Consider the following 24239-nt stretch of genomic DNA (forward strand, 5'->3'; position numbering starts at 1 on the left):
GCAATAAACGTAACAAATCGGCACGTATCATAACACAAATCCGGCTCTGAGCCGAATGGCGCCCTGCCCGCTGACTCCGTGCGGGATGGTCATTCCGCCCGCGCTTTGGCATAGCTGGCATAAACCTGTTTTCTTGCCCGAGGCCATTATGACCCAGATCATCCACGCCCTGTCCGACGTATCCGACCGCTATAAGGCGCTGTTTGTTGACCTTTGGGGCTGCGTTCACAATGGCATCACCGCCTTCCCCGAGGCCGTTGCCGCCCTTCAGGCCTATCGGGCAAATGGCGGGATTGTGGTGCTGGTCACGAACTCTCCGAAACCCCGCGCGGGCGTGGCCGAGCAGCTGGCACAATTCAACGTGCCCGCCGATGCCTATGACACCATCGCCACCAGCGGCGACTCGGCGCGCTCGGCGATGTTTCGGGGTGCGGTGGGCGAAAAGGTTTATTTCATGGGGGAATGGCAGCGCGATGCCGGGTTCTTTGAACCGCTGAAACTGCTGCACCACCCCATCCACATCGAACGTGTCCCTCTGGACGAGGCCGAAGGCATCGTCTGCTGCGGCCCGTTCGACCCGATGGCGGACCCGTCGATGAACCGCCCCGATTTCCTCTATGCCAAGCAAAAGGGCATGAAGCTGCTCTGCGCCAACCCCGATATCGTGGTCGACCGGGGCGAGGTTCGGGAATGGTGCGCGGGTGCGCTGGCCAAACTTTATACCGAGATGGGCGGCGAGAGCCTCTATTTCGGCAAGCCGCATCCGCCGATCTACGATCTGGCCCGTCGTCGGCTGCAGGAATTGGGTCATGACATCCCTGATGGCGATATTCTGGTGATCGGCGACGGCCCGCATACGGACATTCTGGGCGGCATGGGAGAGGGGATTGATTCTCTGTTTATTTCCGGCGGATTGGCTGCGGCCGAAACAAAAACGTCGCACCATCCGCACCACGAATCCCTAACCGGCTATATCGCAAGGGAAAACATCAACCCCACCTATACAATCGGCCGTCTGAGATAATCAGAAAAGACTTGATTTTCTGCGACTGCGAAGTAATAAAGTTGCCGAACTAGGGCGACTTTGGTTGTTTTGTTGCCCTGCGGATTCAAGTGAGGGCGACATGTTGGACAATCTTCCGCGCGGCACGATCTGTATCGAAGACATCGAAATGGGCATGACCCGTTACCTGCGCAAAGTGGTAACGGACGAAGATATCGAGATGTTCGCGCAGGTTTCGACTGACCGGAATCCGGTGCATCTGGATGACGATTACGCCCGCGACACGATCTTTGAGGGCCGCATCGCGCACGGGATGCTGACCGCCGGCCTGATCTCGGCCGTGATCGGGGAACAACTGCCCGGCCACGGCACCGTATACATGGGTCAGTCGCTGAAATTTCTGGCCCCGGTCCGCCCCGGCGACATGGTCTATGCCGAGGTCAAGGTGATCGACATCGACTTTTCAAAGCGCCGGGTCAAGTTGGACTGCCACTGCTCGGTCGACGGTAAGAAAGTGCTGATCGGTGAGGCCATGGTGCTGGCCCCGTCGCGCAAGTTCGACTGAACCGAATCCAGGCTTTACCTGTCATGTTTCGATCATCGGCCCGGTTTACATCCGGGCCGTGAGCCGTCTCGGCGCGCACGTCATCTGTGCAAACCCACGCAGCGGCAGCACGTTTCCGTGCAAACGGCTGGCCGCAGCCGGATGCGCGGCCAAACCGGCATCCTACTTTCGCTCACCGCATCTGGTCGACTGGATGACGCAGTCGATCAGGGTCAACACGCCTATCCGAACCCGTACGCCGCCCTGCGCAGGGTCTTTGACAAGGCCCGCCGACGAGTGACTCAGTTGGGCATTGATCCTTCCCGTGCAGCCTAGGTCACGCCTCAGACCGCCAGACCGGCGGGTACGACAAACCAGAAATAGGTCCGACGGCTTCAAGCCGGCAGGCCCACGGCAGGACGGCGAAATCAGGCGCTTGAACCCACCCCGCAGTCCCGCTAGGCAGGCACTATGCGCATTATCCGGGATTTCCAGTTTATCGAGCCTCAGGACCGCGGCGCCAGCGTGGCGATCGGGAACTTTGACGGCGTCCATATCGGCCACCAATCGGTGATCGAACTGGCGCGCAATGCTGCCCCGGATGCCCCCTTGGGCGTGCTGACATTCGAACCTCACCCGCGCGAGTATTTTGCACCCGATGCCCCCCCCTTTCGCCTGATGCGCGGCAACGCCCGCGCGCACCGGTTGGAAAAGCTGGGCGTGCGGAAACTGTACGAATTGCCCTTCAACGCGGCCTTGGCCGGGCTGACTCCCGAGGAATTCGCCCGCAACGTGATCTGCGACGGGCTGGGCCTGTCGCATGTGGTCGTAGGTGCCGATTTCTGTTTCGGCAAAGGCCGCAGCGGGACGGCGGATGACATGGCCCGCTTTGGGCAGGAAATGGGGTTCGGCGTCACCATCGCTCCGCTGATGGAGCGGTCCGAAAACGTGGTGTCGTCGACCGCAATCCGCACCGCCTTGTCCGAAGGCCGCCCGCGCGATGCTGCCGCTATGCTGGGACACTGGCATCGCATCGAAGGCGAGGTGATCGGCGGCGAACAGCGGGGCCGCGAGCTGGGCTTTCCTACGGCAAACATGTCCATCGAGGGGCTGCACCCGCCGAAATTCGGCGTCTATGCGGTGCTGGTCGATGTGTTGGACGGCCCCCATCAGGGCAGCTATCACGGAGCGGCCTCGGTCGGGACGCGGCCGATGTTCCATGGCGAAGTGCCCAATATCGAAACCTTTCTGTTCGACTTCTCGGGGGATCTTTATGGCGCGACCCTGTCGGTCGGCCTGATCGACTATCTGCGCCCCGAGATGACCTTTGATGGGCTCGACGGTCTTATCACCCAGATGAATGCCGATTGCGGCAAGGCGCGCAGCATTCTGGCGGCGCTATGACAACCGATCCGATTGATCGCAAAGGCCTCAGCCCCCGTTTCTGGGAACGCAAACCACTGACCAAGATGAACCAGCACGAGTGGGAGGCGCTGTGCGACGGCTGTGGCAAATGCTGTCTGAACAAGCTGGAAGACGAGGATACCGGCGAGGTCGCCCTGACCTGCGTCGCCTGCCGCCTGCTGGATGATGAGACCTGTCGCTGCACCCAATACGACATCCGCCACCAGTTCGTGCCGGAATGCATCGTCATGAAGCCCGACAATATCGACGATCACGCCTATTGGCTGCCGCAGACCTGCGCCTATCGGCTGCTGTGGGAAGGCAAACCTCTTTACGACTGGCACCCGTTGATATCTGGTACGCCGAACAGCGTGCACGCCGCCGGGATGTCGGTTCAGGGCCGCACGGTGTCCGAGTTCGAAACACCGCTTGAAGAGTGGGAAGACTATATCATCGAGGAGCCCAGCTGATGTATTTCGCCTCTGACAATTCCGGGCCGGTTCACCCCCAGGTCATGGCCGCACTGAACGCGGCCAATGAGGGTTATCAGATGGCCTATGGCGCCGACACGCTGATGAATGAGGTGCGGGACCGCATTCGCGGCATCTTCGAGGCTCCGGGCGCGGCAGTTTATCTGGTGGCCACCGGGACAGCGGCGAATTCGCTGGCGCTGGCGACGCTGGCAAACCCTTGGGATACGGTATTCTGCTCGCCGGTGGCGCATATCCACGAGGATGAGTGCAACGCGCCGGAATTCTACAGCGGTGCCAAACTGACGCTGGTGCACGGCAGCGACAAGATGGAGCCCGAAGCCCTGCGCCGCTCGATTCTGGCCGAAGAGACACGCGGTGTGCATGGCCCCCAACGCGGGCCGGTGTCGATCACGCAGGTCACGGAACGCGGTTCGGTCTATTCACTGGCCGAGCTGCAGGCGCTGTGCGGTGTGGCCAAGGAATACGGCCTGCCAGTGCATCTGGACGGCGCGCGGTTCACCAATGCGCTGGTTGCGCTGAACTGCTCTCCGGCCGAGATGACGTGGAGGGCGGGTGTGGATGCGGTCAGCTTTGGCGGCACCAAGAACGGGTTGATGGGGGTCGAGGCGGTTGTCTTCTTCGACGAATCCAAAGCCTGGGAATTCGAAATGCGTCGCAAGCGCGGGGCGCACCTGTTTTCCAAGCATCGCTATTTGTCGGCGCAAATGGCGGCCTATCTGCAGGATGACCTATGGCTGAAATTGGCACGTCAGGCCAATGCCAACTGCGCCCGACTGGCCGAGGGGTTGCGCGCCAAGGGGGCCTCGTTCCTGCATGAACCGCAGGCCAACATGATCTTCGCGCAATTCTCACGGGCACGGCACAAACAGCTGCACGATGCCGGTGCCGTCTATCACCTGTGGGGGGCGGAGCTGGACGGCGACAATGACGCAGAAATCCTTGCTTGCCGCCTGGTCTGCGACTGGTCGATCAGCGCCGAGGAGATTGACCGGTTCCTCGCCCTGCTTTAACGGCTGCCGACGCCCTGCCAGAACTGCCCTACAAGGCGCGCAGTGTCTTGCGGATGCGAAATCGGCAACATATGCCCCGCCCCCTCAACCACGGCGCAGGATGCATTGGGCAGCCGCCTTTGCAGCCCCTGAGCAATCACAGGCATCACCGGATGCGTCCTTGACCCGCTGAGGATCAGAACCGGCATGGCCGCTCGGTCCAGAACGCCGGGGCTCAGCAGCCCTTTCCGGTCCTGAAACAGAACATCTTCGACCGCTGGAACAACGTGCACGCCCCGCACCATTGCGGCACGCGTCCGTTCCGGCAGGTCCGGCCAGCGGGGGCTGTCATCGGTGCTCCACATCCTGTTGAACAGGCGCGCGGCCAGCGCCATGTCTCCGGCGGCCAGAGCATCCGTATAAGGCTGCGCCTCGTGATCGTGCTTCGCCATCAAATCGGACGCGTCCTGTTTCGCGACCGCAAAGAACACAGGCTCGATCAACACCGCGCTGCGGATCAGGTCTGGATGTTCGACCGCAAGACGCAGCGCGATCATGCCACCAAATGAATGGCCGATCACATCCATCGGTTCGGTCAGCTGTGCGACCGCCGCTTCCGTGGCGAGGTCGAAAAAATCGCCCTGCCCGTCCCAATCCGGACTGCGGCCATGCGACAGCATATCGGGGGCGATCAGGGTCGCCTCGCCCTCCAGCGCCGCAGCCAGACCGGACCACGCACCGGAATGCGCAATCGTGCAATGAAGGGCCAGCACCTTGCGCGCGCCCTGGCCCAAGGTTCTGACATGAACCGGCGGCAGGTTCGTCACTCTTTCATCTCGGTCAGGTGCCGATCCAGATCGTCCAGCCGATCCTGCCCCCAGAACCTCTGATCATCCTCGGTGATATAGAAGGGCGCACCAAAAACACCGCGATCCACAGCCTCTTCCAGATTGGCGGCATAGGTTTCGGCACCCACAAGCAGGCCACTATCCGCAAGGTTCGGATCAAACCCGGCATTCGACAGGCAATCGCGGATCACATCATCCTGCGCGATGTCCTTTTCCTCGGCCCAGCAGGCGCGCAGGAAGGACTGGACCAGCTTGCCCACATCGCCAGAGCCGTCCTTGATCGCCGCGATCACCGCATAAGAGGACGGCGCCATATTGGTCGGCCAGTGCGCCGGTTGCAGATTGAACTCCACGCCCAAATTTCTGGACTGCCGCAGCAATTCCTGCGCCCGGTATTCAACGCGAGAGATATGTCGATCTTTCGGGGGCGTCCCCCCGGTGCGTGCGAACAGGGCCATGATATCCAGCGGTTTGTAATTGATCGACGCGCCGTGCTTGGCCGCGATTTCTTCCAGCCGCGCGCCAGCCAGATAGGTGAATGGCGAAATTGTCGCAAAAAAGTAGTCAATCCGGGACATGTTCACTTTCTCCGCAGCGTTATCTTTGCTGGACGGTAAGGCCATGCTAAGCGGTGTCAACATCACGAATCTGTCACATTTGCCATTGCTGCCCGGGGACCTCAGCCGATGCCGACACTCCACGAACCCAAGCTTATCGCTGGGAACGCCAATCTTCCGCTTGCCGAATCCATTGCTCGCCGCATGAGCCTGTATCGCGGAGTCGATCAGGGTCTGGTCGATGCGCGGGTCGAACGGTTCAACGATGGCGAGATTTTCGTCGAAGTGTTCGAAAACGTCCGCGGCGAGGATATGTTCATCGTCCAGCCGACCTCGAACCCGGCCAATGACAACCTGATGGAACTGCTGATCATCGCTGACGCGCTGCGCCGCTCGTCCGCGCAGCGGATCACCGCCGTGATCCCCTATTTCGGCTATGCCCGCCAGGACCGCCGCACCAAGGCCCGCACGCCGATCAGCGCCAAGCTGGTGGCCAATATGCTGACCGGCGCCGGGATCGAGCGGGTTCTGACCATGGACCTGCATGCCGCGCAGATTCAGGGGTTCTTTGATATCCCCGTGGACAACCTTTATGCCTCGCCGATCTTTGCGCTGGATGTGAAAAATCAGTTCAAGGACAATCTGGACGAGATCATGGTGGTCTCGCCCGACGTTGGCGGCGTGGCCCGCGCGCGTGAGCTGGCCAAGCGGATCAACGCCCCCCTGTCAATCGTGGACAAGCGCCGCGAAAAGGCCGGCGAAGTGGCCGAGATGACCGTGATCGGGGACGTGAAGGACAAGATCTGCCTGATCGTGGACGATATGTGCGACACCGCCGGCACGCTGTGCAAAGCGGCGCAGGTGCTGCTGGATAACGGCGCGAAAGAGGTACACTCGTACATCACCCACGGCGTCATGAGCGGCCCGGCGGTCGAACGCGTGACGAACTCGGTGATGAAGTCGCTGGTGCTGACCGACACCATCCAGCCCACCAAAGAGATCGACAAGGCCAAGAACATCCGCATCGTGCCGACCGCGCCGATCTTTACCCAGGCGATCCTGAACATCTGGAACGGCACCAGCGTGTCGTCCCTGTTCGAGGACAAGACCCTGACGCCGATCTACGAATCCATGTACCACATGGACTGACAGAGACGGGCGGCCCGACAGCCGCCCTTTTTCGTTGTAATATCAAATCAGGACGTTCCAGTGACCGCCTCAAAACGCATCGTTCTTTCCAGCGACCACGCAGCCATCGAGCTGCGCCAAGCCGTCGCCAACCACATCGCAGCAAAGGGCTGGGACGTGGTGGATATCGGACCGACATCCACTGAAAGCACACATTACCCCAAACACGGAAAAGCCGCAGCGCAGGCCGTGGCCTCGGGGGAGTGCGAACTGGGGATCATTCTGTGCGGCACCGGACAGGGTATCATGATGGCGGCGAACAAAGTCCCCGGCATCCGCTGTGGCGCCTGCTCGGACGCGTTCTCGGCCCGGATGATCCGTCAGCACAACAACGCCAACATGCTGTCCATCGGCGCGCGCGTGGTAGGTGAAGGCCAGGCGCTGGACATCGTCGATGCGTTTCTGGGGGCCGAGTTCGAGGGCGGCCGTCACGCGACGCGTGTTGATATGATTGAGGCGGAAAACAGCTAGGGTTTCCGCCCACCCCTTCAAATCTGAGCAGACTTCAACTTTTCCGTTCAACGCCTGCCTCTGGCATCCACCCCTGCTTGATCCGAACCCAAAGTGCAGCTTCACTGCACCCGGCTTTGGCGTGAGATCGAGCAGGCGGTGCAAACCGGCCATTCTTGCAATCCCCGTACCTGCTTTCAACGGCCAGCCAAGGGTACTTCAGCCGGGTTATCAATGTCTGAAAACCGCTACTTCTTGACCAATTGTCACCACATTCATGCGGCACGGTGAAGTTGATTGCGAAGCTCGAAGAATTCACCACATGTCCAACGCAAACTTTCAGGAACGCATTCAACGCATCAACGCCGATTCCGGGATTGCCCAGCCCGTTTTGTATGGCGGACCGCAAAGCACCGCAGCACAGGCGCCTAAAAAGCCAAACCTCATCGTTGTTTGTATCGGTGCTTTTTTGATGAGTCTGGGTCTTTTCATCATCAAAGACCTAAACGAAAGTTACGAAGTGCTCCGTGAGAGCCCTGGCCTCGGATACATAGTCGCATCGGCACTATTCGGTGTGACCTTCTTTCTAACCGGCTGCATTCTTCTGCTGCGCGCATTTTCCAAAAAACAAGCTACACGCAACAGCACGGCACCCTTGGGAACAGAATTCGGTGAACGCCCAGTCCGAAATGCTTCAATAAAAGCGCGGATACGCAGCTCCGTTTTAGGCCTCATTTTAGGTATCAGCTCATGCATAAGCTCGTTTTTAGCGCACCGGGCCACGAAAATTCCATCTGAGACCGCGCAGCAAATCTTTGAGGGTGCTCTTGTGGCCTCAATTTTTTTGCTTGCTCTCTCGGTTCTTGTTGGGTTCGTAGGCCTATTTTTGCGTGGAAGCGCGCTTGCTCGGGTACCCGTCTGCTTCCTGATTGGTGCCTTGGCGACCTATCTGACCATTCAAAAAACAGGGATGGGCACTCGGGAAATAGACTACATCCTATCCGCGTTGCAGTGAGTGCTCAGCACAAGGCCACAGAGCCGTCGCCATGCGTTTGACGCAGGCCTAGGAAATATCCCAGTCATCCTCGTGCGCGACCTCGCCGATGGCAGTCCACGCGGCCCGTATCCGAGCAATTCGTGTGTCGGACCACGTTCGAAACACAGCGGTGAACCCCTCGGAGGAAATATCCTCGGCCGTCACTTCGGCACGCAGGGCCGAGGATGTGTCCACATCCCACAGCGACACGCCGATCTGAACCACCGGCACCGACCGGAAGGGCTGACTGAAGGTGATAGGTTTGCGCCGTTCGCGCGGCCCCTCGCCCGTCCACATATCGCCACCATCAGCGAATTCGGAAAACAGCACGGCCTCGCCTTGGTCGATGCCAATCGGGTGGGTTCGAAATGTCTTCATTACATCGTCTTTTTCTTTGAATTCCGACACCTTATCCCGAGGTTTCGTTAAAATCACCACAAAAAAACGGCCCCGCGCAAGCGAGGCCGTTTTCGACATTCTGAATGCAGTGAACCTTACAGGCTCATATGCGTTCCTAGGGCTTCCATGTCGGCCAGCAGCTTGGCGGCGTCGTCGACGATGGATTGGTCATCGCCTTCCTTCGCTGCTTCGTGCGAAGCGCGGGCCTCGGCCACCAGATCGTCCAGATGCGACCGGGTCACCTCGGCAACCGGAATGGCCTTTTCGGCCAGAACCGACAAGCCATCGCCGTTGATCTGAGCAAACCCGCCGGTGACCAGATATTCACTGGAGCCTTCGGGTGAGTCGACCTTCAGGATGCCCGGGCGCAGCGTGGTGATGGTGGGGGCATGATCGGGCATCGCCGTCATGTCCCCGTCCGCGCCGGGAATCTGGACCGCCGTCGCGCTGAGCGAAGCTAGGCTCCGCTCGGGGCTGACGAGGTCGAATTGCATCGTGTTTGCCATCAGGGATACTCCTTAGGCGGCTTCTGCGGCCATCTTTTCCGCTTTGGCGATCACTTCTTCGATGCCGCCAACCATCAGGAAGGCCGCTTCGGGCAGGTGATCGTATTCGCCGGCCACAACGGCCTTGAACGACGCGATGGTCACATCCAGAGGAACCTGAACGCCCGGCGAACCGGTGAAGACCTCGGCCACGTCGAACGGCTGCGACAGGAAGCGTTCGATCTTACGGGCACGGGCCACGGTCAGTTTGTCTTCTTCCGACAGTTCGTCCATGCCGAGGATGGCGATGATGTCCTGCAGCGACTTGTAGCGCTGGAGGATCTGCTGAACGTCGGTCGCAACCTTGTAGTGCTCTTCACCAACGATGGCCGGGTCGAGCAGACGCGAGGTCGAGTCGAGCGGGTCAACAGCAGGGTAGATACCCTTTTCCGAGATCGCACGGTTCAAAACGGTGGTCGCGTCGAGGTGCGCAAACGAGGTCGCCGGCGCGGGGTCGGTCAGGTCGTCCGCAGGTACGTAGATGGCCTGCACCGAGGTGATCGAGCCCGACTTGGTCGAGGTGATGCGTTCCTGCAGGGCGCCCATGTCGGTGGCCAGCGTCGGCTGGTAGCCCACCGCCGAAGGAATACGACCCAGCAGAGCCGAAACCTCGGAGCCCGCCTGCGTAAAGCGGAAGATGTTGTCGACGAAGAACAGAACGTCGGTACCGGACTGGTCGCGGAACTGCTCGGCCAGGGTCAGACCGGTCAGAGCAACACGTGCACGCGCTCCCGGAGGTTCGTTCATCTGACCGTAAACCAGAGCCACCTGCGATTCCGACAGGTTGTCGGGCTTGATGACGTTCGATTCGATCATCTCGTGGTACAGGTCGTTGCCTTCACGGGTCCGTTCACCAACACCCGCGAACACCGAGAAGCCCGAGTGCACTTTTGCGATGTTGTTGATCAGTTCCATGATCAGAACGGTTTTACCAACGCCGGCGCCGCCGAACAGGCCGATCTTACCGCCTTTGGCGTAGGGGGCCAGCAGGTCAACAACCTTGATGCCGGTGACCAGAACTTCCGACTCGGTCGATTGTTCGTCGAAGGTCGGCGCGGGCTGGTGGATCGCGCGGGCCTCAGACGCCTCAACCGGGCCTTTTTCGTCGATCGGTTCACCAACCACGTTCAGGATGCGGCCCAGGGTGGCGTTGCCAACCGGAACCGAGATCGGTGCGCCGGTGTCAGTCACGGCTTCGCCGCGGACCAGACCTTCGGTCGCGTCCATCGCGATGGTGCGGACGGTGTTTTCACCCAGGTGCTGAGCAACTTCCAACACCAGGCGCTTGCCGTTGTTGGTGGTTTCCAGCGCGTTCAGAATTTCAGGCAGCTGATCTTCGAAGTGCACGTCGACGACGGCCCCGATGATCTGTGTGACTTTGCCTTTTGCATTCGCCATGTTTCGTCTCCGGTTTTCTTACAGCGCTTCGGCGCCGGAAATAATTTCAATCAGCTCGTTGGTGATCACGGCCTGACGCGAGCGGTTGAACTGGATCGTCAGCTTGTCGATCATCTCACCCGCGTTGCGCGTCGCGTTGTCCATCGCGGACATCCGTGCACCCTGTTCAGACGCTCCGTTTTCGAGCAGAGCCGAGAAGATCGCGGTCGCGACCCCCTTAGGCAGCAGGTCGGCCAGGATGGCCTCTTCGCTGGGCTCGTAGTCGAAGATGGCACCGCTGTCGTCACCCGCCGCTTCGTCTTCGAACGAGGCGGGGATGACCTGCTGTGCCGTCGGGATCTGGGTCACAACGTTGACGAACTTCGAGTAGAAGATCGTGGCAACATCGAACTCACCCCCGTCAAAGCGGGACAGGATGTCCTTCGCGATGTCCTGCGCGTTGGTGTAACCAATGCGTTTTGCTTCGCTCAGGTCGACATGCCCGACGAACAGATCGCCCAGATCACGCTTGAGCGCGTCGCGGCCTTTCTTGCCGACGGTCAGAACCTTGACCGTCTTGCCTTTGCCGCGCAGCTCTTCCGCCTTTTGGCGGGCCAGCTTGGCGATGTTCGAGTTGAAGCCGCCACACAGGCCACGTTCAGCTGTCATCACAACCAGCAGATGGACATCATCGCTGCCCGTACCACGGAGCAGCTTGGGGGCGCTGTCGCTGCCCCCGACCGACGCCGCCAGCCCCGCCATCACGGCATTGAACCGTTCGGCATAGGGGCGCGAGGCTTCGGCAGATTCCTGGGCGCGGCGCAGTTTTGCTGCCGCGACCATCTGCATGGCCTTGGTGATCTTGCGGGTCGATTTGACCGACTCGATCCTGTTTTTAAGGTCCTTCAGACTAGGCATCAGAACCTCCTCTTATGCGAAGGTCGCGGCGTATTCGTCGATCGCTGCCTTGATCTTGTCGGACGCGTCACCTTTGATCTTCGGATCTTCGTCGGTGAGCCACTGAAGCAGGTCAGCGTGCTTGCCGCGCAGGTGCGCCAGCAGACCGGCCTCGTAGCGGCCAACGTCGGACACTTCGATCTTGTCGAGGTAACCGTTGGTGCCTGCGAAGATAACGCAGACGATTTCCGCGTTGGTCAGCGGCGAGTACTGCGGCTGTTTCATCAACTCGGTCAGACGCGCACCACGGTTCAGCAACTGCTGAGTTGCGGCGTCAAGGTCGGAACCGAACTGAGCAAAGGCCGCCATTTCGCGGTACTGAGCCAGTTCCAGCTTAACCGGACCCGCGACCGATTTCATCGCGTTGGTCTGAGCCGAGGAGCCCACACGCGAAACCGACAGACCGGTGTTCACAGCAGGACGGATGCCCTGGTAGAACAGTTCGGTTTCCAGGAAGATCTGGCCGTCGGTGATCGAGATCACGTTGGTCGGAATAAACGCCGAAACGTCACCACCCTGCGTTTCGATAACCGGCAGAGCGGTCAGCGAACCAGCACCGAAATCTTCGTTCAGCTTCGCCGAACGCTCCAGCAGGCGCGAGTGGAGGTAGAAAACGTCACCCGGATAGGCTTCACGTCCGGGCGGACGGCGCAACAGCAGGGACATCTGACGATAGGACACAGCCTGCTTCGACAGGTCATCATAGATGATCAGCGCGTGGCGGCCGTTGTCACGGAAGTACTCGGCCATCGCGGTCGCGGCGTAGGGTGCCAGGAACTGCATCGGCGCCGGGTCGGACGCGGTCGCGGCCACAACGATCGAATAGTCGATCGCACCGGACTCTTCCAGTTTCTTCACCAGCTGCGCAACGGTCGAACGCTTCTGACCAACCGCAACGTAGACGCAGTACAGCTTCTTCGACTCGTCGTCGCCTGCTGCGTCGTTGTAAACTTTCTGGTTCAGGATGGTGTCCAGAGCAACGGCGGTTTTACCGGTCTGACGGTCACCAATGATCAGTTCCCGCTGGCCACGGCCAATCGGGATCATCGCGTCAACCGATTTCAGGCCGGTTGCCATCGGTTCGTGCACCGATTTACGCGGAATGATGCCGGGGGCTTTGACGTCGGCAACGCCACGCTTCGACGCGTTGATCGGACCTTTGCCGTCCAGCGGGTTGCCCAGACCGTCAACAACGCGGCCCAGCAGCTCGTCACCGATCGGAACGTCCACGATCGAGTTGGTGCGCTTGACGGTGTCACCTTCTTTGATGTCACGGTCAGAACCAAAGATAACGACACCCACGTTGTCGCTTTCCAGGTTCAGGGCCATGCCCATGATGCCACCGGGGAATTCGACCATCTCACCCGCTTGCACGTTGTCCAGGCCGTATACACGGGCAATCCCGTCACCGACGCTCAGCACGCGGCCGATCTCGGCCACTTCCGCTTCCTGACCAAAATTCTTGATCTGGTCCTTCAGGATTGCAGAAATCTCTGCAGCTTGGATTCCCATTTATCCGACCTCTTTCATTGCATTCTGTAGGGAGTTCAGCTTCGAACGGATCGAGCTATCGATCATTTTCGAGCCCACTTTAACGACAAGACCGCCGATGAGGCTTTCATCAACGGTCGCATTGATTGTCACGGTCTTGCCCACACGCTCGGACAGCGTTTTGGACAGTTTTTCCAGCTGTGTCTTGGTCAGCGCCTTGGCCGAGGCGACATCGGCGGTCACTTCGCCGCGCTCTTCGGCCAGCATGTCGCGCAGAACCTGCACCAGCTGCGGCACCACGAACAGGCGGCGTTTCTGCGCCATCAGGCCCAGCGTATTGCGCAGGATGGCATGCAGGCCCATTTTGTCGGCGACCGCGGTGATTGCGCCTTCCTGTTCGGCGCGCGAAACCAGCGGAGATGCGATCAGGTCGCGCAATTCGGCGCTTTCGCCCAAAGCTGTTGCCAGATCATTGATGCCGGATTCCAGACCTGCAAGGTCATTGTTCTCTTTTGCAATCTCAAAGATTGCAGTGGCATAGCGCTCGGCGATGCCTGTGGAAATCGAAGCTGGTTCGGACACGTCCACCCTTCCGATATTTGAGGCCCCGATTTTGAGTAGCGGCCGCTACCTTGGGGCGTGAGGAAACCCCGTCCATGTAGGGCGGGGATCAAAATCACCGGGGATGTAGCAGAGCAGAACCAACCAAGCAATATACTATAGCGGTAACAGAATTATCCACAAATCTATATTTTTCAGGCGCTTACACCAAGTGCGACGGTTTGGACCCCCTAGGTCAGTTGAAAAATGTTACGAATATGCAGGTTTTTGCGATTCCTGTGACTTTTTTCCCGCGTTTTTTCCGACCGCATGGCGGCTCAGCGGTCACGCGGGCTTCAACAAACCGTCCAACGCTTTGATGGGGCGCCGCTCGGTGTCTTTGGTAACGCTGCCGCTGGGGGGGCGGATATGTTTGGTCACCTCAACCATCAGAACACCACCGGCCATGACCGTAGGCAAGCGTTGTCCGGTTTTCTCGATCAGACTTCCCGATTTCAGCCAGAAGCGCCGAAAGGACGGCGGCATGTAGAGGGCGGAACAGTGACTTTCCGGGATGAAATGATGCCCCTTTAGCTGACTTTCCAGCTGCGACGCCGAATACGGCCGCCCGAACCCGAACGGCGTCCGGTCCGTTCGCGACCACAACCCGGCCCGGTTCGGCACTACGAACAAGGCCCGCCCACCCGGCCCCAGAACACGCCAGCATTCATCCAGCAGTTCACTGGGGCGGCTCGAGGTCTCAAGCCCGTGCATGACCACCAGCTTGTCGACATGGCCGGTTTCAACGGGCCATGAGGTTTCCTCGGTCAGAACCGACACGTTGGGCATGCCCGCGGGCCACGGCATCACCCCCTGTGGCCCCGGCATCAGGCCGATCACACGGCGTGCATCGGCCAGATAGGGGCGCAGCAAGGGCACCGCAAAGCCGAAACCCACCACAGTCTGTCCCTTGGCTTCGGGCCATATCTCGGTCAGCCGGCCCCTAATAGCCGCCTGCGCAGCACGGCCCAATGTGCTGCGGTAGTAGAAGTTCCTCAGATCCTGCACATCAAGATGCATTGCGGACACCCGGTCAATCGGCTTAGCTGAGCGCAGTCTAGCAACGAAAGGGCAAAAGGCCATGCCTCTTGAGATCGTCACCATCCCATGTCTCAGCGATAACTACGCTTTTCTGGCGCATGACGCCGCCAGTGGCCAGACCGCCCTTGTTGATGCGCCCGAATCCACCCCGATTTTGACCGAACTGGAAGCACGTGGCTGGAACCTCACCCATGTGCTGCTGACCCATCATCACTGGGACCATGTCGACGGTCTGCCGGGCATTCTTGAAAAGCACCCCGCCAAGGTCATTGGGGCTGCTGCCGACGCCCATCGCCTGCCCCCGCTGGATCAGCAGGTCGCGGACGGGGATACGTTCGAGGTTGGCGGCGAACCGGTTCAGGTGCTGGACGTCTCCGGCCACACGGTCGGACATGTTGCTTATTACATGCCGCAAAGCTCTGTTGTGTTCACCGCCGACAGTCTGATGGCGCTTGGATGTGGCCGCCTGTTTGAAGGCACCGCGCCGCAAATGTGGGCGTCCCTCAGCAAACTGGCCTCCCTGCCGGACGAAACAATCGTCTGCTCGGGGCACGAATATACACAATCCAACGCCAAATTTGCGGTGACCGTCGAACCCGACAACGCCGCGCTGCAGCAACGCATTGTCGAGATCGACCGCGCCCGCGCCGAAGGGCGGCCCACGGTGCCGTCGACACTAGCGCTGGAACAGGCCACAAACCCGTTTCTGCGCGCCGCCGATCCTGCGATTCAGGTGCATCTAGGGATGGAAAATGCTGACCCTGCGGCAGTTTTCGCCGAAATCCGGGCTAGAAAAGACCGCTTCTAGTCCCTATTTCGCTCTCTTCACGGCCACGGTCACGTTAAATGTGACTGTCAAGAGTAAGAAAACCCTTGAAGCCGGGCCACGATCAACCAAACTCTAATAGTATGAGGACATGGTTGGATTGGGGCCATAGCCGCCCCCCTTCGACCCAAGACAGAGGAGCACCCGCGTGCCTTCATTCTCGAGCACATTAGAACAAGCCATTCACGCGGCCCTGGCGGCTGCGAATGAGCGGCGACATGAATTCGCAACGCTGGAGCATCTGCTGCTGGCGCTGCTGGAAGAACCTGATGCCATCCGCGTCATGAAGGCCTGCAGCGTCGATCTGGAAGAATTGCGCAGCACTCTGGTTGAATTCATTGACGAAGACCTGTCCAATCTGGTCACCGATATCGACGGATCTGAGGCCGTACCGACTGCTGCCTTCCAGCGTGTGATCCAACGCGCCGCGATCCATGTCCAAAGCTCGGGCCGGACCGAAGTGACCGGCGCCAATGTCCTGGTTGCGATCTTTGCCGAACGCGAAAGCAACGCGGCCTATTTCCTGCAGGAACAGGACATGACCCGCTATGACGCTGTGAACTTCATCGCACATGGTGTGGCCAAGGATCCGGCCTATGGCGAAAACCGCTCGGTATCCGGCGCGGATCAGGTCGAGGAAGAGGTTCAGGCCACCGCTGGCGAGGGCGACCAGAAAGAAAGCGCGCTTGGTAAATACTGCATTGATCTGAACGCGAAATCGCGCGCAGGCGACGTTGACCCGCTGATCGGCCGCGCCGATGAGGTTGAGCGTTGCATTCAGGTTCTCTGCCGCCGCCGCAAGAACAACCCGCTGCTGGTGGGGGATCCGGGCGTTGGCAAAACTGCTATCGCTGAAGGTTTGGCGCACAAGATCGTGGGCGGCGAAGCACCTGATGTGCTGTCTAATACCACCATCTACTCGCTGGACATGGGCGCATTGCTGGCGGGCACCCGCTATCGTGGGGATTTCGAGGAACGGCTCAAGGCGGTCGTAACCGAATTGGAAGATCACCCCGACGCAGTTCTGTTCATCGACGAGATTCACACCGTGATCGGGGCCGGTGCAACGTCAGGTGGGGCGATGGATGCGTCCAACCTGCTGAAACCTGCCCTGCAGGGTGGCAAGCTGCGCACCATGGGCTCGACCACGTACAAAGAATTCCGTCAGCACTTTGAAAAGGACCGCGCGCTGAGCCGCCGGTTCCAGAAGATCGACGTGAACGAACCTTCGGTCGAGGACAGCGTGAAGATCCTGCGCGGTCTGAAACCCTATTTCGAAGAGCATCACGAGATCAAGTACACTGCGGACGCGATCAAGACCGCCGTGGAACTCTCGGCGCGCTATATCAACGACCGCAAACTGCCGGACAAGGCCATCGACGTGATTGATGAGGCCGGTGCCGCGCAGCATCTGGTCGCCGAAAGCAAACGCCGCAAGACCATCGGTGTGAAAGAGATCGAGGCGGTCGTCGCCAAGATCGCCCGCATCCCGCCGAAGAACGTCACCAAAGACGATGCAGAGGTTCTGAAAGACCTCGAAGCCTCGCTGAAGCGGGTCGTGTTCGGTCAGGATGACGCCATCGTGGCGCTGTCCAGCGCGATCAAGCTGGCCCGTGCCGGTCTGCGGGAGCCTGAAAAGCCCATCGGCAACTACCTGTTCGCCGGTCCGACCGGTGTGGGCAAAACCGAGGTGGCGAAACAGCTGGCCGATACGCTGGGTGTGGAACTGCTGCGCTTCGATATGTCCGAGTACATGGAGAAACATGCGGTCAGCCGTCTGATCGGTGCGCCTCCGGGTTATGTCGGGTTCGATCAGGGCGGTCTGCTGACTGACGGCGTTGACCAGCATCCGCATTGCGTGCTGCTGCTGGATGAGATCGAAAAGGCACATCCGGACGTGTTCAACATCCTGTTGCAGGTGATGGACCACGGTGAACTGACCGATCACAACGGCCGCACGGTGAATTTCCGCAACGTGGTTCTGATCATGACCTCGAATGCGGGCGCGCAGGAACAGGCCAAGGCCGCCATCGGCTTTGCCCGTGACCGTCGCGAAGGCGAAGACACTGCCGCGATCGAACGCATGTTCACGCCGGAATTCCGCAACCGTCTGGATGCGGTGATCTCGTTCGCGCCGCTGCCGAAAGAGGTCATTCTGCAGGTGGTCGAGAAATTCGTTCTGCAACTGGAAGCGCAGTTGCTGGACCGCAACGTGACCATCGACCTGACGCACAAAGCCGCCGAATGGCTGGCCGACAAGGGCTATGACGACAAGATGGGTGCCCGCCCGCTGGGGCGCGTAATTCAGGAGCACATCAAGAAACCCCTGGCCGAGGAGCTGCTGTTCGGCAAGCTGGCCAAGGGCGGTGTGGTTCGCGTCTCGGTCAGGAAAGGTGAGCTGAACCTGGAAATCTTCGGCCCCGATCAGCCGCGTATTCCGGGCGACAAGCCGCCGTTGTTGACTGCGGATTGACCCCGGTCCCACAACAAATCCATACGCCCGCCGACCTATGTTGGCGGGCTTTTTTTGTGACGGATACCCGTCTGCGGGAGGAGAGCCGGAATGCGTAAAATCGGGGCGTTGATCTTTCCCGGGTTCGAGTTGCTGGATGTGTTTGGCCCGATGCAGATGTTCGGCCTGCTTGCCGATGACTTCTCATTGGAGCTTGTGGCCGAAACCGCAGGCCCGGTCACAAGCAATCAAGGGCTGAAAGCCTTTGCCGAAAAATCGCTTGGGGATGGTGGTCGCTATGACGTCCTGTTTGTACCCGGCGGTGCAGGAACGCGCCGCGAGGTTGGCAACGCGCGCCTGCTGGACTGGATCACGCACTGTTCGAACTCCGCAGAGTTTACCCTCAGCGTCTGCACCGGCAGCGCCCTGCTTGCCAAAGCGGGCCTGCTGGACAATCGGCGCGCCACAACCAACAAGGCCGCGTTTTCGTGGGTTTGCGAACAGGGACCGCATGTCGACTGGATTCCGCAGGCGAGATGGGTGGAAGACGGGCCATTTCTGACCTCGGCCGGCGTGTCCGCCGGCATGGACATGGCGCTTGGCGCAATCGCCCTGATGCACGGAGAGGACGTGGCCGAAAAGGTCGCTAAATGGTGCGAATATACGTGGCACAAAGATAAGACCAACGATCCGTTTGCCCGCATTCATGGGTTGGTCTGAACGCCCGGAAGTTAGCGCTCGGTCAGCTTCAGCTCGATCCGACGGTTCTGCGCGCGGGCTTCGGGTGTGTCGGCCGGGTCGACGGGCTGAAACTCGCCAAAGCCGTTGGCCGCCAGCCGGTTCGGCGGAATGCCCAAGGCGTCGACCATGTAGCGCACCACCGACAAGGCCCGCGCCTGGCTCAGCTCCCAGTTGTCGCGATAGCGCCCCGTCCCGGCCAAGGGCACATTATCCGTGTGGCCGTCGACGCGGATCACCCAGTTCAGACCTTCGGGAATTTCCGCCGCCACGCTGCGCAGGATTGTGGCCACTTTGGCGACCTCTTGCTGACCGACCGGGGACAAGATGGCCGACCCGGTGTCGAACAGCACCTCGGAGGAAAACACGAAACGGTCCCCTTCGATCCGCACGCCCTCTTCATTGCCCAGAACGTCGCGCAGGCGGCCGAAGAATTCCGACCGATAGCGCTGCAGGTCCTCGGCCTGCGCGGCAAGGTCCTGCGCCTCGGCCTCAAGACGGATACGTTCTGCCTCTTCCAGCAGGCGGCGGCGGCGCTCTTCCGAGGCCGCCCGCGCCAGCGCGGCGTTCAGGTCCTGCCCCAGTGACTGGATGCGGATGTCAGCGGCAGCGTTGCGCTCGGCATAGTCGTCCAGCAGCGCCTGCAACCCACCCAATTGCTCGCGCAGCGCGGCCATCTGCTGATTCAACAGCGCGGTTTCACGCTGCGCCTTTTCGGAAATCGCCTGCTCGGCCGACAGCGTGTCGCGCGCCACGGCCAGCAGGGCCGCGCGCTCCTCGGCCAATGTCCGTTGTTCCTGCGCCTCGGCCTGAGCCTCGGTTCGCGCTGCAAGGGCGGCGTCAAGCCGAGCCCGCAGGTCTTCGTTGTTCAGATCGCCAAACTGCTGTTCCAGTTCTGCCTTAGCGGCCTGCGCCGCGGCCAGCAGGGTCAACGTTTCCTCGGCTTCCTTGCGCTGCGCCTCCAGCGCGAGGGTCATGGCGGTCAGTTCGGCATCTGCGTTCTGCAGACGGGTCCGCAGGTTTTCGGCAGCGGCGGCCTCGGCCAATCTGGCGGCTTCTTCCGTGGTCAGCTGTTCTTCAAGCTCAGAGATCCGGGTGGTCTGCGCCGCATCCGCTTGTTCCAGATCGGCCACCAACGCCTCAAGCGCCTCGCGTTGTGCGGCGGCCAGACGGGCGGCCTCGGTCTGTTCGTCGATCTCGGACCGGCTTTGCGCCAGAGCCAGGTTCAACGCGTCCTGTTCACTCTGCAGTTCGGCGATTTCATCCTGTGACTGCGCCTGATCCAGTAACAGGGCCGCGACCTGATCCTCAAAGTCGGTGAGTTGTATCTGCGCCTGCACCAATTCCGTCTCGACCTGGTTCAGGGTCGAGCTCAACACCCCCAACCGCGCCTGCAACCGGCTGTTTTCCCGTTCTTCCAGACCCAGCGCCCCGGCCAGGGCCGCGACCTCGTCCGACAGGGCGGTCAACTCGTCCTCTTGCCCGGAAATGGTCTCTCGCAGCACGAATTGCACCACCATGAAGATGGTCAACACAAAGGTCAGCACCATCAAAAGCCCGGTGATCGCATCCACGAATCCGGGCCAGACCGAGCCCTGAAAACGCTGACCTGTGCGGCGGGACAGGGCCATGGGCTACTCGCCTTCCGGAGCAGTACGCACGGCGCCTCGGGGCAGTGTCAGGGCTTTGACCAGAAGTTCGATATCCTTGCGCAGCTCGCTCATGCTCTCTTGCCGGCCAGCCGAGATTTCTTCGAGAATGCGCAGCAACTGCACGTCCATTGACCGCAGGCGCATCCGGCTTTCGGCATCGATCCCATCGCCGGTGCCCTGCTCGCGCATGTGATCCAGAAGCGCGTCCTGACCCAGGGCCACCCGTTCCAAGGCCGCCGTCACATTGTCGTTGTTCGATTGCCGCGCGTTCATTTCGCCAATCGAGTCCGCCAGTTGGCCCAATTTGGTCGATACAGCCGCGCTATCCGCCCCTTGCGCGGAAAACAAATCCTGCAGCGCGTTCATCTGTTCGGACATGGCATCGAGCACAGGGGTCAGCACGGCCAGTTCGGCGTTGCCTTCGTCCCCGGCGGCAAAGCCGACGCGAGTGATCGAGGACAACCATTCCTCAAGCTCGCGGTAGAACCGGTTCTGCCCGTGACCCGCGAACAGTTCCAACAGGCCGACGATCAACGACCCCGCCAAGCCCAGCAGAGAAGACCCGAAGGCCACGCCCATGCCCTGCAGCTGCGATTCAAGCCCGACCATCAGGCGGTTGAACACGGCCAGCCCCTCTTCGCCCTGTTGCGGGTTGAGGCTGCGGATGGTGTCGACGATGGCCGGAACGGTAGTGGCCAGCCCGAAGAACGTACCCAAAAGGCCAAGGTAAATCAGGACGTTGGTGATATAGCGGGTAATCTCGCGCTCTTCCTCGATCCGCTCGGCCACCGAATCCAGAATGGACCGGGTTGAGGTTGAACTGATCTGCGACCGCGCGCCCCGTTCGCGCAACAGCGACGCCAGCGGCGCCAGCAATTGCGGTGTGCGGGCGTCCTCACCAACAACACCGCCGACAAACGCCTCGATCCAGCGGACCGACCCAATCAGCTGTGTCACCTGATAGAAACAGGCGAACACACCGATGATGAAGACGAGTATGATGAAACCATTCAGGTAGGGGTTGGCATAAAAGACCGGCAAAACGTAGGGCAGCGCCATGAAGACCCCAAGCCCCGCCAAGGCGATCGCGACCAGCATCGTAACGATCTGACGAATGGGTTGCGAGAAATGCGGTCTCGCGCCCTGTTGTGCCTGCGCCATGCGCGTGGTTCCCGGTTTTTTGCCTGCTCTGCGTTGAATCTAACGAAAATACACCGGTGACGCCAAGGGTTTATGCTGTGATGGTCCGCACCCGTTGCGCCAGCCACTCAAGGTCGGGATCGCGCAGGTCGATCTCGGCCAGATGTTCGGCTGTGTTATACAGGTATTCGGTGTTCGGCCCGCGCCCGCCGACCGCATGGGCGATGATCTGCGCCTGTTCCTCCAGCGGCATCCCCCCGCAATACTGCACATGGTCGGCGTCGATCACGTATGTCACCGCTGTCACCACTTCGCCACTATCCAGATGCACATCCAGCATCTTCTCGACATAGGCCGATGAAATAAGCTCGCGTTCGCGCAATTCGTGCAGCGTGCGCTCTTCGTGGCCGGCCTCGACCGCCAGCGCCAAGCCTTTGCAAAGGGCGTCGGCCTGTTCGTCCAGCGCCAGAACAAGGCCGGGACGATCTTCTGTGCCGCGGTGATGGATCGAGCTCATACAGAAGGACCGGGCATAGCCGTTCAGCGTGGCGCGTTCGCTGCGGGCCACCGGAAAACCCGGATTCCACAGCAGTGATCCATATCCGAAAACCCACATCGTCATAGCACTGGTCCTTGCCCGTTTGCGCCTATAAACATCAATTCCGAGGCGGGAAAAAGGGCCATCTGTCATGCGCGGTCTGATGCGGTTTATCATTTTCATCTTTGTCGCGTGGAGCGCCTATTGGTTCATCGCCGGTTTCGGGCTGCGCAATGCCATCACCACTTGGTTCGACAAACAGCAAGAAAGGGGCTGGCAGGCCGAGTTTGCAGATGTTGAGACCGCCGGATACCCGTTCCACCACATGACCCGCCTGAACAGCCCGGCACTGGCCGATCCGGTCAACGGCACCGCATGGAGTGCCGACTGGATCGAGTTCCAAAGCCCCGCGATTTGGCCCGGCCGACAGGTGCTGCGGTTTGCCGACACGCCACAGCGGCTGTCCTACTACGATCAGACGGCCACAATCGAAGCCAGCGGCCTTCAGGCCGAGCTGCAATTGCAGCCCGGCGTCGCGCTGGTGTTGGAAAAGATGGCGCTGACCGCTGGTCCGTGGTCGATCACCGACGATGCCGAGGCGCTGGCCGGTGGTGATACTCTGGCTCTGGTGATGGAGCAAACGCCGACCCCCGAAGCCTATGTAATTGGTGCCCGGATTGATGGCTTCACCCCCGGCGACGACCTGCGCGAATTGATGCGCTCGGCCACGACCCTTCCGCAGGCGTTCGAGGCACTGGAATTGGATATGATTGCCACCTTCGACAAAGCCTGGGATCGCTCGGCGCTGGAGGAAAGCAGGCCGCAGCCGGTAAAGATTGACCTGCGTCTGGCCGAGATGAAATGGGGCGCGCTGCGTCTGTTCGCAACCGGAGAGTTGGATGTCGATCAACAGGGCATCCCCACCGGAGAGATTGCCGTAAAGGCCGAGAACTGGCGCGACATGATCGCCATGGCCAACGCGGCTGGCGCCCTGCCCGATCAGGCGGTTGATCCGGTGACCCGTGCGCTGAACTTCATGGCCGGGCTGGGCGGCAACCCCAACGCCTTGGACCTGCAACTGAATTTCCGTGATGGTTTCGTGGCGCTTGGCCCCCTGCCCCTTGGACCGGCGCCACGTCTGATCCTGCGCTAACGGCAGTACGGCCCCCGGCGGTGGCGCGCCGTGTCCAGATGGAAATGATCCCGGTGATACCGGTCCGAGTTTGGCCCCAACACAGTGCCAAACGGCCCACACGCCCCGCGCCAGATCTTGGTCAGCTGCCGCTTTGACGGGTTCTTGCGCCAGCCTTTGAGCACGGTCACAACCTCTCCGTCGGCCATCTTGAAACCCGAGATATCGATCGCCCGGCCCTTGCCGTGTTCCGAGATACGCGCACCTTTGCGATTGTTACGCGTCCGGCAGGCGTAATGCGCGGCGACCTGAAGCTCGACCACCGGACCGCGCCGCTTGAAGGTGGGTTTGACCGACTTGTCGACCCATTGGTTCAGCGCAATGGCCGTGCCGCAATCCATTGTCGACGGGCGGCTGAGCGCCACGCCCGAGACCGAGGTGACCTGAACGGCATCCTGGATGCCGCACGCTGTGATCCTGCCGGGGACGTTGCCGACCGGTTTGCCCTGAATGTCGATATCCCCGCACACCGAGGTTCTGCGCAGCTTGCGTTTCTTGAACAGCACCTCAAGCTCCAGCGCTTTTGGCCGCAAGAGCGGTCGGATGGGCACGCTTTGCTCCAACACAGACACATCCACCGGGGCTGTCGCCGCGGCCAGAACGATTTGCGGGTCGGGCCGCAATTTGGGGCGAATCTCAACGGGGGCCGGGCTTGCAAAGGCCAGCACCGCTGCCTCAGAGGGGCGCGTGACGGGAACCAGTGACTGTTCCGGAGGCGCCGCATAGGACCATGTGGCGCTGACCGCCACGCATCCAACCATCAGAAACCTCCAGCTGC

Annotated in this window: 26 protein-coding genes; 13 read left to right on the forward strand and 13 right to left on the reverse strand. The window is 60.6% G+C overall.

The genetic code is table 11. From position 1 onward, the window contains the following. The first annotated feature begins 148 nt into the window (after window positions 1-148). The 6 genes from ACR0NT_RS04805 (at window position 149) to ACR0NT_RS04830 (ending at window position 4455) form a co-directional block, all read left to right on the forward strand. On the forward strand, window positions 149-1024 hold the full coding sequence (locus ACR0NT_RS04805) for an HAD family hydrolase (protein ID WP_170670516.1): 876 nt from the start codon (window positions 149-151) through the stop codon (window positions 1022-1024). Between the two features lie 100 nt (window positions 1025-1124). Beyond that, window positions 1125-1568 (forward strand): MaoC family dehydratase, encoded by a 444-nt coding sequence (locus tag ACR0NT_RS04810; RefSeq protein ID WP_170440782.1) that lies wholly within the window; start codon window positions 1125-1127, stop codon window positions 1566-1568. Window positions 1569-1626: 58 nt separating this feature from the next. Then, window positions 1627-1848 (forward strand): Stf0 family sulfotransferase, encoded by a 222-nt coding sequence (locus ACR0NT_RS04815; protein WP_170670514.1) that lies wholly within the window; start codon window positions 1627-1629, stop codon window positions 1846-1848. A gap of 170 nt (window positions 1849-2018) precedes the next feature. Beyond that, entirely contained in the window at window positions 2019-2951 is a 933-nt protein-coding gene (locus ACR0NT_RS04820; protein ID WP_170670512.1) for a bifunctional riboflavin kinase/FAD synthetase, read from the forward strand. After that, window positions 2948-3421, forward strand: coding sequence for a YcgN family cysteine cluster protein (locus ACR0NT_RS04825; RefSeq protein WP_170440776.1), 474 nt, complete (start codon window positions 2948-2950; stop codon window positions 3419-3421). Before ACR0NT_RS04820 ends, ACR0NT_RS04825 begins: the two co-directional genes overlap by 4 nt. Further along, window positions 3421-4455: a beta-eliminating lyase-related protein gene (locus tag ACR0NT_RS04830; RefSeq protein WP_170670510.1), complete on the forward strand. Its 1035-nt coding sequence runs from the start codon at window positions 3421-3423 to the stop codon at window positions 4453-4455. The genes ACR0NT_RS04825 and ACR0NT_RS04830 overlap by 1 nt, the downstream gene beginning before the upstream one ends. On the opposite strand, the gene ACR0NT_RS04835 is transcribed toward ACR0NT_RS04830, so the two are convergent. Both ACR0NT_RS04835 and ACR0NT_RS04840 read right to left on the reverse strand, forming a co-directional pair. Continuing rightward, window positions 4452-5261, reverse strand: a complete 810-nt coding sequence (locus tag ACR0NT_RS04835) for an alpha/beta fold hydrolase (protein WP_170670508.1) — start codon at window positions 5259-5261, stop codon at window positions 4452-4454. The genes ACR0NT_RS04830 and ACR0NT_RS04835 overlap by 4 nt on opposite strands. Next, window positions 5258-5860: a 2-hydroxychromene-2-carboxylate isomerase gene (locus ACR0NT_RS04840; RefSeq protein ID WP_170670506.1), complete on the reverse strand. Its 603-nt coding sequence runs from the start codon at window positions 5858-5860 to the stop codon at window positions 5258-5260. Before ACR0NT_RS04840 ends, ACR0NT_RS04835 begins: the two co-directional genes overlap by 4 nt. Window positions 5861-5968: 108 nt before the next feature. On the opposite strand from ACR0NT_RS04840, the gene ACR0NT_RS04845 reads away from it, so the two are divergent. From ACR0NT_RS04845 to ACR0NT_RS04855, 3 genes are all read left to right on the forward strand, one after another. Beyond that, complete coding sequence (locus ACR0NT_RS04845; RefSeq protein ID WP_170440769.1) at window positions 5969-6988, forward strand: ribose-phosphate pyrophosphokinase; 1020 nt, start codon at window positions 5969-5971, stop codon at window positions 6986-6988. Between the two features lie 60 nt (window positions 6989-7048). Further along, on the forward strand, window positions 7049-7498 hold the full coding sequence (gene rpiB / locus ACR0NT_RS04850; RefSeq protein WP_170670505.1) for a ribose 5-phosphate isomerase B: 450 nt from the start codon (window positions 7049-7051) through the stop codon (window positions 7496-7498). Between the two features lie 301 nt (window positions 7499-7799). Continuing rightward, window positions 7800-8492 (forward strand): hypothetical protein, encoded by a 693-nt coding sequence (locus tag ACR0NT_RS04855; RefSeq protein WP_170440764.1) that lies wholly within the window; start codon window positions 7800-7802, stop codon window positions 8490-8492. 48 nt (window positions 8493-8540) lie between these two features. On the opposite strand, the gene ACR0NT_RS04860 is transcribed toward ACR0NT_RS04855, so the two are convergent. The 7 genes from ACR0NT_RS04860 to ACR0NT_RS04890 all read right to left on the reverse strand — a co-directional run bounded on the left by ACR0NT_RS04860 (window position 8541) and on the right by ACR0NT_RS04890 (window position 14902). Next, window positions 8541-8891 (reverse strand): H-type lectin domain-containing protein, encoded by a 351-nt coding sequence (locus ACR0NT_RS04860; RefSeq protein ID WP_170440762.1) that lies wholly within the window; start codon window positions 8889-8891, stop codon window positions 8541-8543. Between the two features lie 116 nt (window positions 8892-9007). Next, window positions 9008-9418 carry a F0F1 ATP synthase subunit epsilon gene (locus ACR0NT_RS04865; protein ID WP_170440760.1) on the reverse strand — a complete coding sequence of 137 codons (411 nt, stop codon included), beginning with the start codon at window positions 9416-9418 and terminating at the stop codon, window positions 9008-9010. A 12-nt stretch (window positions 9419-9430) separates the two neighbouring features. Then, window positions 9431-10855, reverse strand: a complete 1425-nt coding sequence (gene atpD / locus ACR0NT_RS04870; RefSeq protein ID WP_010441763.1) for a F0F1 ATP synthase subunit beta — start codon at window positions 10853-10855, stop codon at window positions 9431-9433. 18 nt (window positions 10856-10873) lie between these two features. Beyond that, window positions 10874-11752: a F0F1 ATP synthase subunit gamma gene (locus ACR0NT_RS04875; RefSeq protein WP_170670503.1), complete on the reverse strand. Its 879-nt coding sequence runs from the start codon at window positions 11750-11752 to the stop codon at window positions 10874-10876. A gap of 12 nt (window positions 11753-11764) precedes the next feature. Beyond that, entirely contained in the window at window positions 11765-13303 is a 1539-nt protein-coding gene (gene atpA, locus ACR0NT_RS04880) for a F0F1 ATP synthase subunit alpha (RefSeq protein ID WP_170440756.1), read from the reverse strand. Beyond that, complete coding sequence (locus ACR0NT_RS04885) at window positions 13304-13864, reverse strand: F0F1 ATP synthase subunit delta (RefSeq protein WP_170670500.1); 561 nt, start codon at window positions 13862-13864, stop codon at window positions 13304-13306. A gap of 303 nt (window positions 13865-14167) precedes the next feature. Continuing rightward, on the reverse strand, window positions 14168-14902 hold the full coding sequence (locus ACR0NT_RS04890; RefSeq protein ID WP_170440752.1) for a methyltransferase domain-containing protein: 735 nt from the start codon (window positions 14900-14902) through the stop codon (window positions 14168-14170). 61 nt (window positions 14903-14963) lie between these two features. Here ACR0NT_RS04890 and gloB point away from each other — a divergent pair, with 61 nt between their 5' ends. The 3 genes from gloB (at window position 14964) to ACR0NT_RS04905 (ending at window position 18921) form a co-directional block, all read left to right on the forward strand. After that, window positions 14964-15731, forward strand: a complete 768-nt coding sequence (gene gloB / locus ACR0NT_RS04895; RefSeq protein ID WP_170670498.1) for a hydroxyacylglutathione hydrolase — start codon at window positions 14964-14966, stop codon at window positions 15729-15731. 166 nt (window positions 15732-15897) lie between these two features. Continuing rightward, entirely contained in the window at window positions 15898-18222 is a 2325-nt protein-coding gene (gene clpA / locus ACR0NT_RS04900) for an ATP-dependent Clp protease ATP-binding subunit ClpA (protein WP_170440748.1), read from the forward strand. A gap of 90 nt (window positions 18223-18312) precedes the next feature. Further along, on the forward strand, window positions 18313-18921 hold the full coding sequence (locus ACR0NT_RS04905; RefSeq protein ID WP_170670496.1) for a DJ-1/PfpI family protein: 609 nt from the start codon (window positions 18313-18315) through the stop codon (window positions 18919-18921). An 11-nt stretch (window positions 18922-18932) separates the two neighbouring features. On the opposite strand, the gene ACR0NT_RS04910 is transcribed toward ACR0NT_RS04905, so the two are convergent. The 3 genes from ACR0NT_RS04910 to ACR0NT_RS04920 all read right to left on the reverse strand — a co-directional run bounded on the left by ACR0NT_RS04910 (window position 18933) and on the right by ACR0NT_RS04920 (window position 22353). Continuing rightward, window positions 18933-20570 (reverse strand): peptidoglycan -binding protein, encoded by a 1638-nt coding sequence (locus ACR0NT_RS04910; RefSeq protein WP_170670494.1) that lies wholly within the window; start codon window positions 20568-20570, stop codon window positions 18933-18935. A gap of 3 nt (window positions 20571-20573) precedes the next feature. Next, complete coding sequence (locus ACR0NT_RS04915; protein WP_170440743.1) at window positions 20574-21752, reverse strand: biopolymer transporter ExbB; 1179 nt, start codon at window positions 21750-21752, stop codon at window positions 20574-20576. 70 nt (window positions 21753-21822) lie between these two features. Beyond that, window positions 21823-22353 (reverse strand): gamma-glutamylcyclotransferase, encoded by a 531-nt coding sequence (locus ACR0NT_RS04920; protein WP_170670491.1) that lies wholly within the window; start codon window positions 22351-22353, stop codon window positions 21823-21825. 67 nt (window positions 22354-22420) lie between these two features. Between ACR0NT_RS04920 and ACR0NT_RS04925 the strand changes: the two genes are divergently transcribed. After that, window positions 22421-23422, forward strand: coding sequence for a DUF2125 domain-containing protein (locus ACR0NT_RS04925; protein WP_170670489.1), 1002 nt, complete (start codon window positions 22421-22423; stop codon window positions 23420-23422). Here ACR0NT_RS04925 and ACR0NT_RS04930 read toward each other — a convergent pair. Beyond that, window positions 23419-24222 carry an extensin-like domain-containing protein gene (locus tag ACR0NT_RS04930; protein ID WP_480442658.1) on the reverse strand — a complete coding sequence of 268 codons (804 nt, stop codon included), beginning with the start codon at window positions 24220-24222 and terminating at the stop codon, window positions 23419-23421. The genes ACR0NT_RS04925 and ACR0NT_RS04930 overlap by 4 nt on opposite strands. Window positions 24223-24239: the final 17 nt, after the last annotated feature.

The sequence above is a fragment of the Ruegeria sp. AB10 genome (assembly GCF_056542745.1).

Bases quoted from the DNA above. Each gene is read 5' to 3' on its own strand.
- ACR0NT_RS04875 (WP_170670503.1), bottom strand. From the start codon at position 11,752: ATGCCTAGTCTGAAGGACCTTAAAAACAGGATCGAGTCGGTCAAATCG.
- ACR0NT_RS04845 (WP_170440769.1), top strand. From the start codon at position 5,969: ATGCCGACACTCCACGAACCCAAGCTTATCGCTGGGAACGCCAATCTT.
- ACR0NT_RS04805 (WP_170670516.1), top strand. From the start codon at position 149: ATGACCCAGATCATCCACGCCCTGTCCGACGTATCCGACCGCTATAAG.
- ACR0NT_RS04830 (WP_170670510.1), top strand. From the start codon at position 3,421: ATGTATTTCGCCTCTGACAATTCCGGGCCGGTTCACCCCCAGGTCATG.
- ACR0NT_RS04930 (WP_480442658.1), bottom strand. From the start codon at position 24,222: ATGGTTGGATGCGTGGCGGTCAGCGCCACATGGTCCTATGCGGCGCCT.
- ACR0NT_RS04860 (WP_170440762.1), bottom strand. From the start codon at position 8,891: ATGAAGACATTTCGAACCCACCCGATTGGCATCGACCAAGGCGAGGCC.
- ACR0NT_RS04920 (WP_170670491.1), bottom strand. From the start codon at position 22,353: ATGACGATGTGGGTTTTCGGATATGGATCACTGCTGTGGAATCCGGGT.
- ACR0NT_RS04915 (WP_170440743.1), bottom strand. From the start codon at position 21,752: ATGGCGCAGGCACAACAGGGCGCGAGACCGCATTTCTCGCAACCCATT.
- ACR0NT_RS04825 (WP_170440776.1), top strand. From the start codon at position 2,948: ATGACAACCGATCCGATTGATCGCAAAGGCCTCAGCCCCCGTTTCTGG.
- ACR0NT_RS04925 (WP_170670489.1), top strand. From the start codon at position 22,421: ATGCGCGGTCTGATGCGGTTTATCATTTTCATCTTTGTCGCGTGGAGC.
- ACR0NT_RS04865 (WP_170440760.1), bottom strand. From the start codon at position 9,418: ATGGCAAACACGATGCAATTCGACCTCGTCAGCCCCGAGCGGAGCCTA.
- ACR0NT_RS04890 (WP_170440752.1), bottom strand. From the start codon at position 14,902: ATGCATCTTGATGTGCAGGATCTGAGGAACTTCTACTACCGCAGCACA.
- atpD (WP_010441763.1), bottom strand. From the start codon at position 10,855: ATGGCGAATGCAAAAGGCAAAGTCACACAGATCATCGGGGCCGTCGTC.
- ACR0NT_RS04910 (WP_170670494.1), bottom strand. From the start codon at position 20,570: ATGGCCCTGTCCCGCCGCACAGGTCAGCGTTTTCAGGGCTCGGTCTGG.
- gloB (WP_170670498.1), top strand. From the start codon at position 14,964: ATGCCTCTTGAGATCGTCACCATCCCATGTCTCAGCGATAACTACGCT.
- ACR0NT_RS04840 (WP_170670506.1), bottom strand. From the start codon at position 5,860: ATGTCCCGGATTGACTACTTTTTTGCGACAATTTCGCCATTCACCTAT.
- ACR0NT_RS04855 (WP_170440764.1), top strand. From the start codon at position 7,800: ATGTCCAACGCAAACTTTCAGGAACGCATTCAACGCATCAACGCCGAT.
- ACR0NT_RS04810 (WP_170440782.1), top strand. From the start codon at position 1,125: ATGTTGGACAATCTTCCGCGCGGCACGATCTGTATCGAAGACATCGAA.
- atpA (WP_170440756.1), bottom strand. From the start codon at position 13,303: ATGGGAATCCAAGCTGCAGAGATTTCTGCAATCCTGAAGGACCAGATC.
- ACR0NT_RS04905 (WP_170670496.1), top strand. From the start codon at position 18,313: ATGCGTAAAATCGGGGCGTTGATCTTTCCCGGGTTCGAGTTGCTGGAT.
- ACR0NT_RS04820 (WP_170670512.1), top strand. From the start codon at position 2,019: ATGCGCATTATCCGGGATTTCCAGTTTATCGAGCCTCAGGACCGCGGC.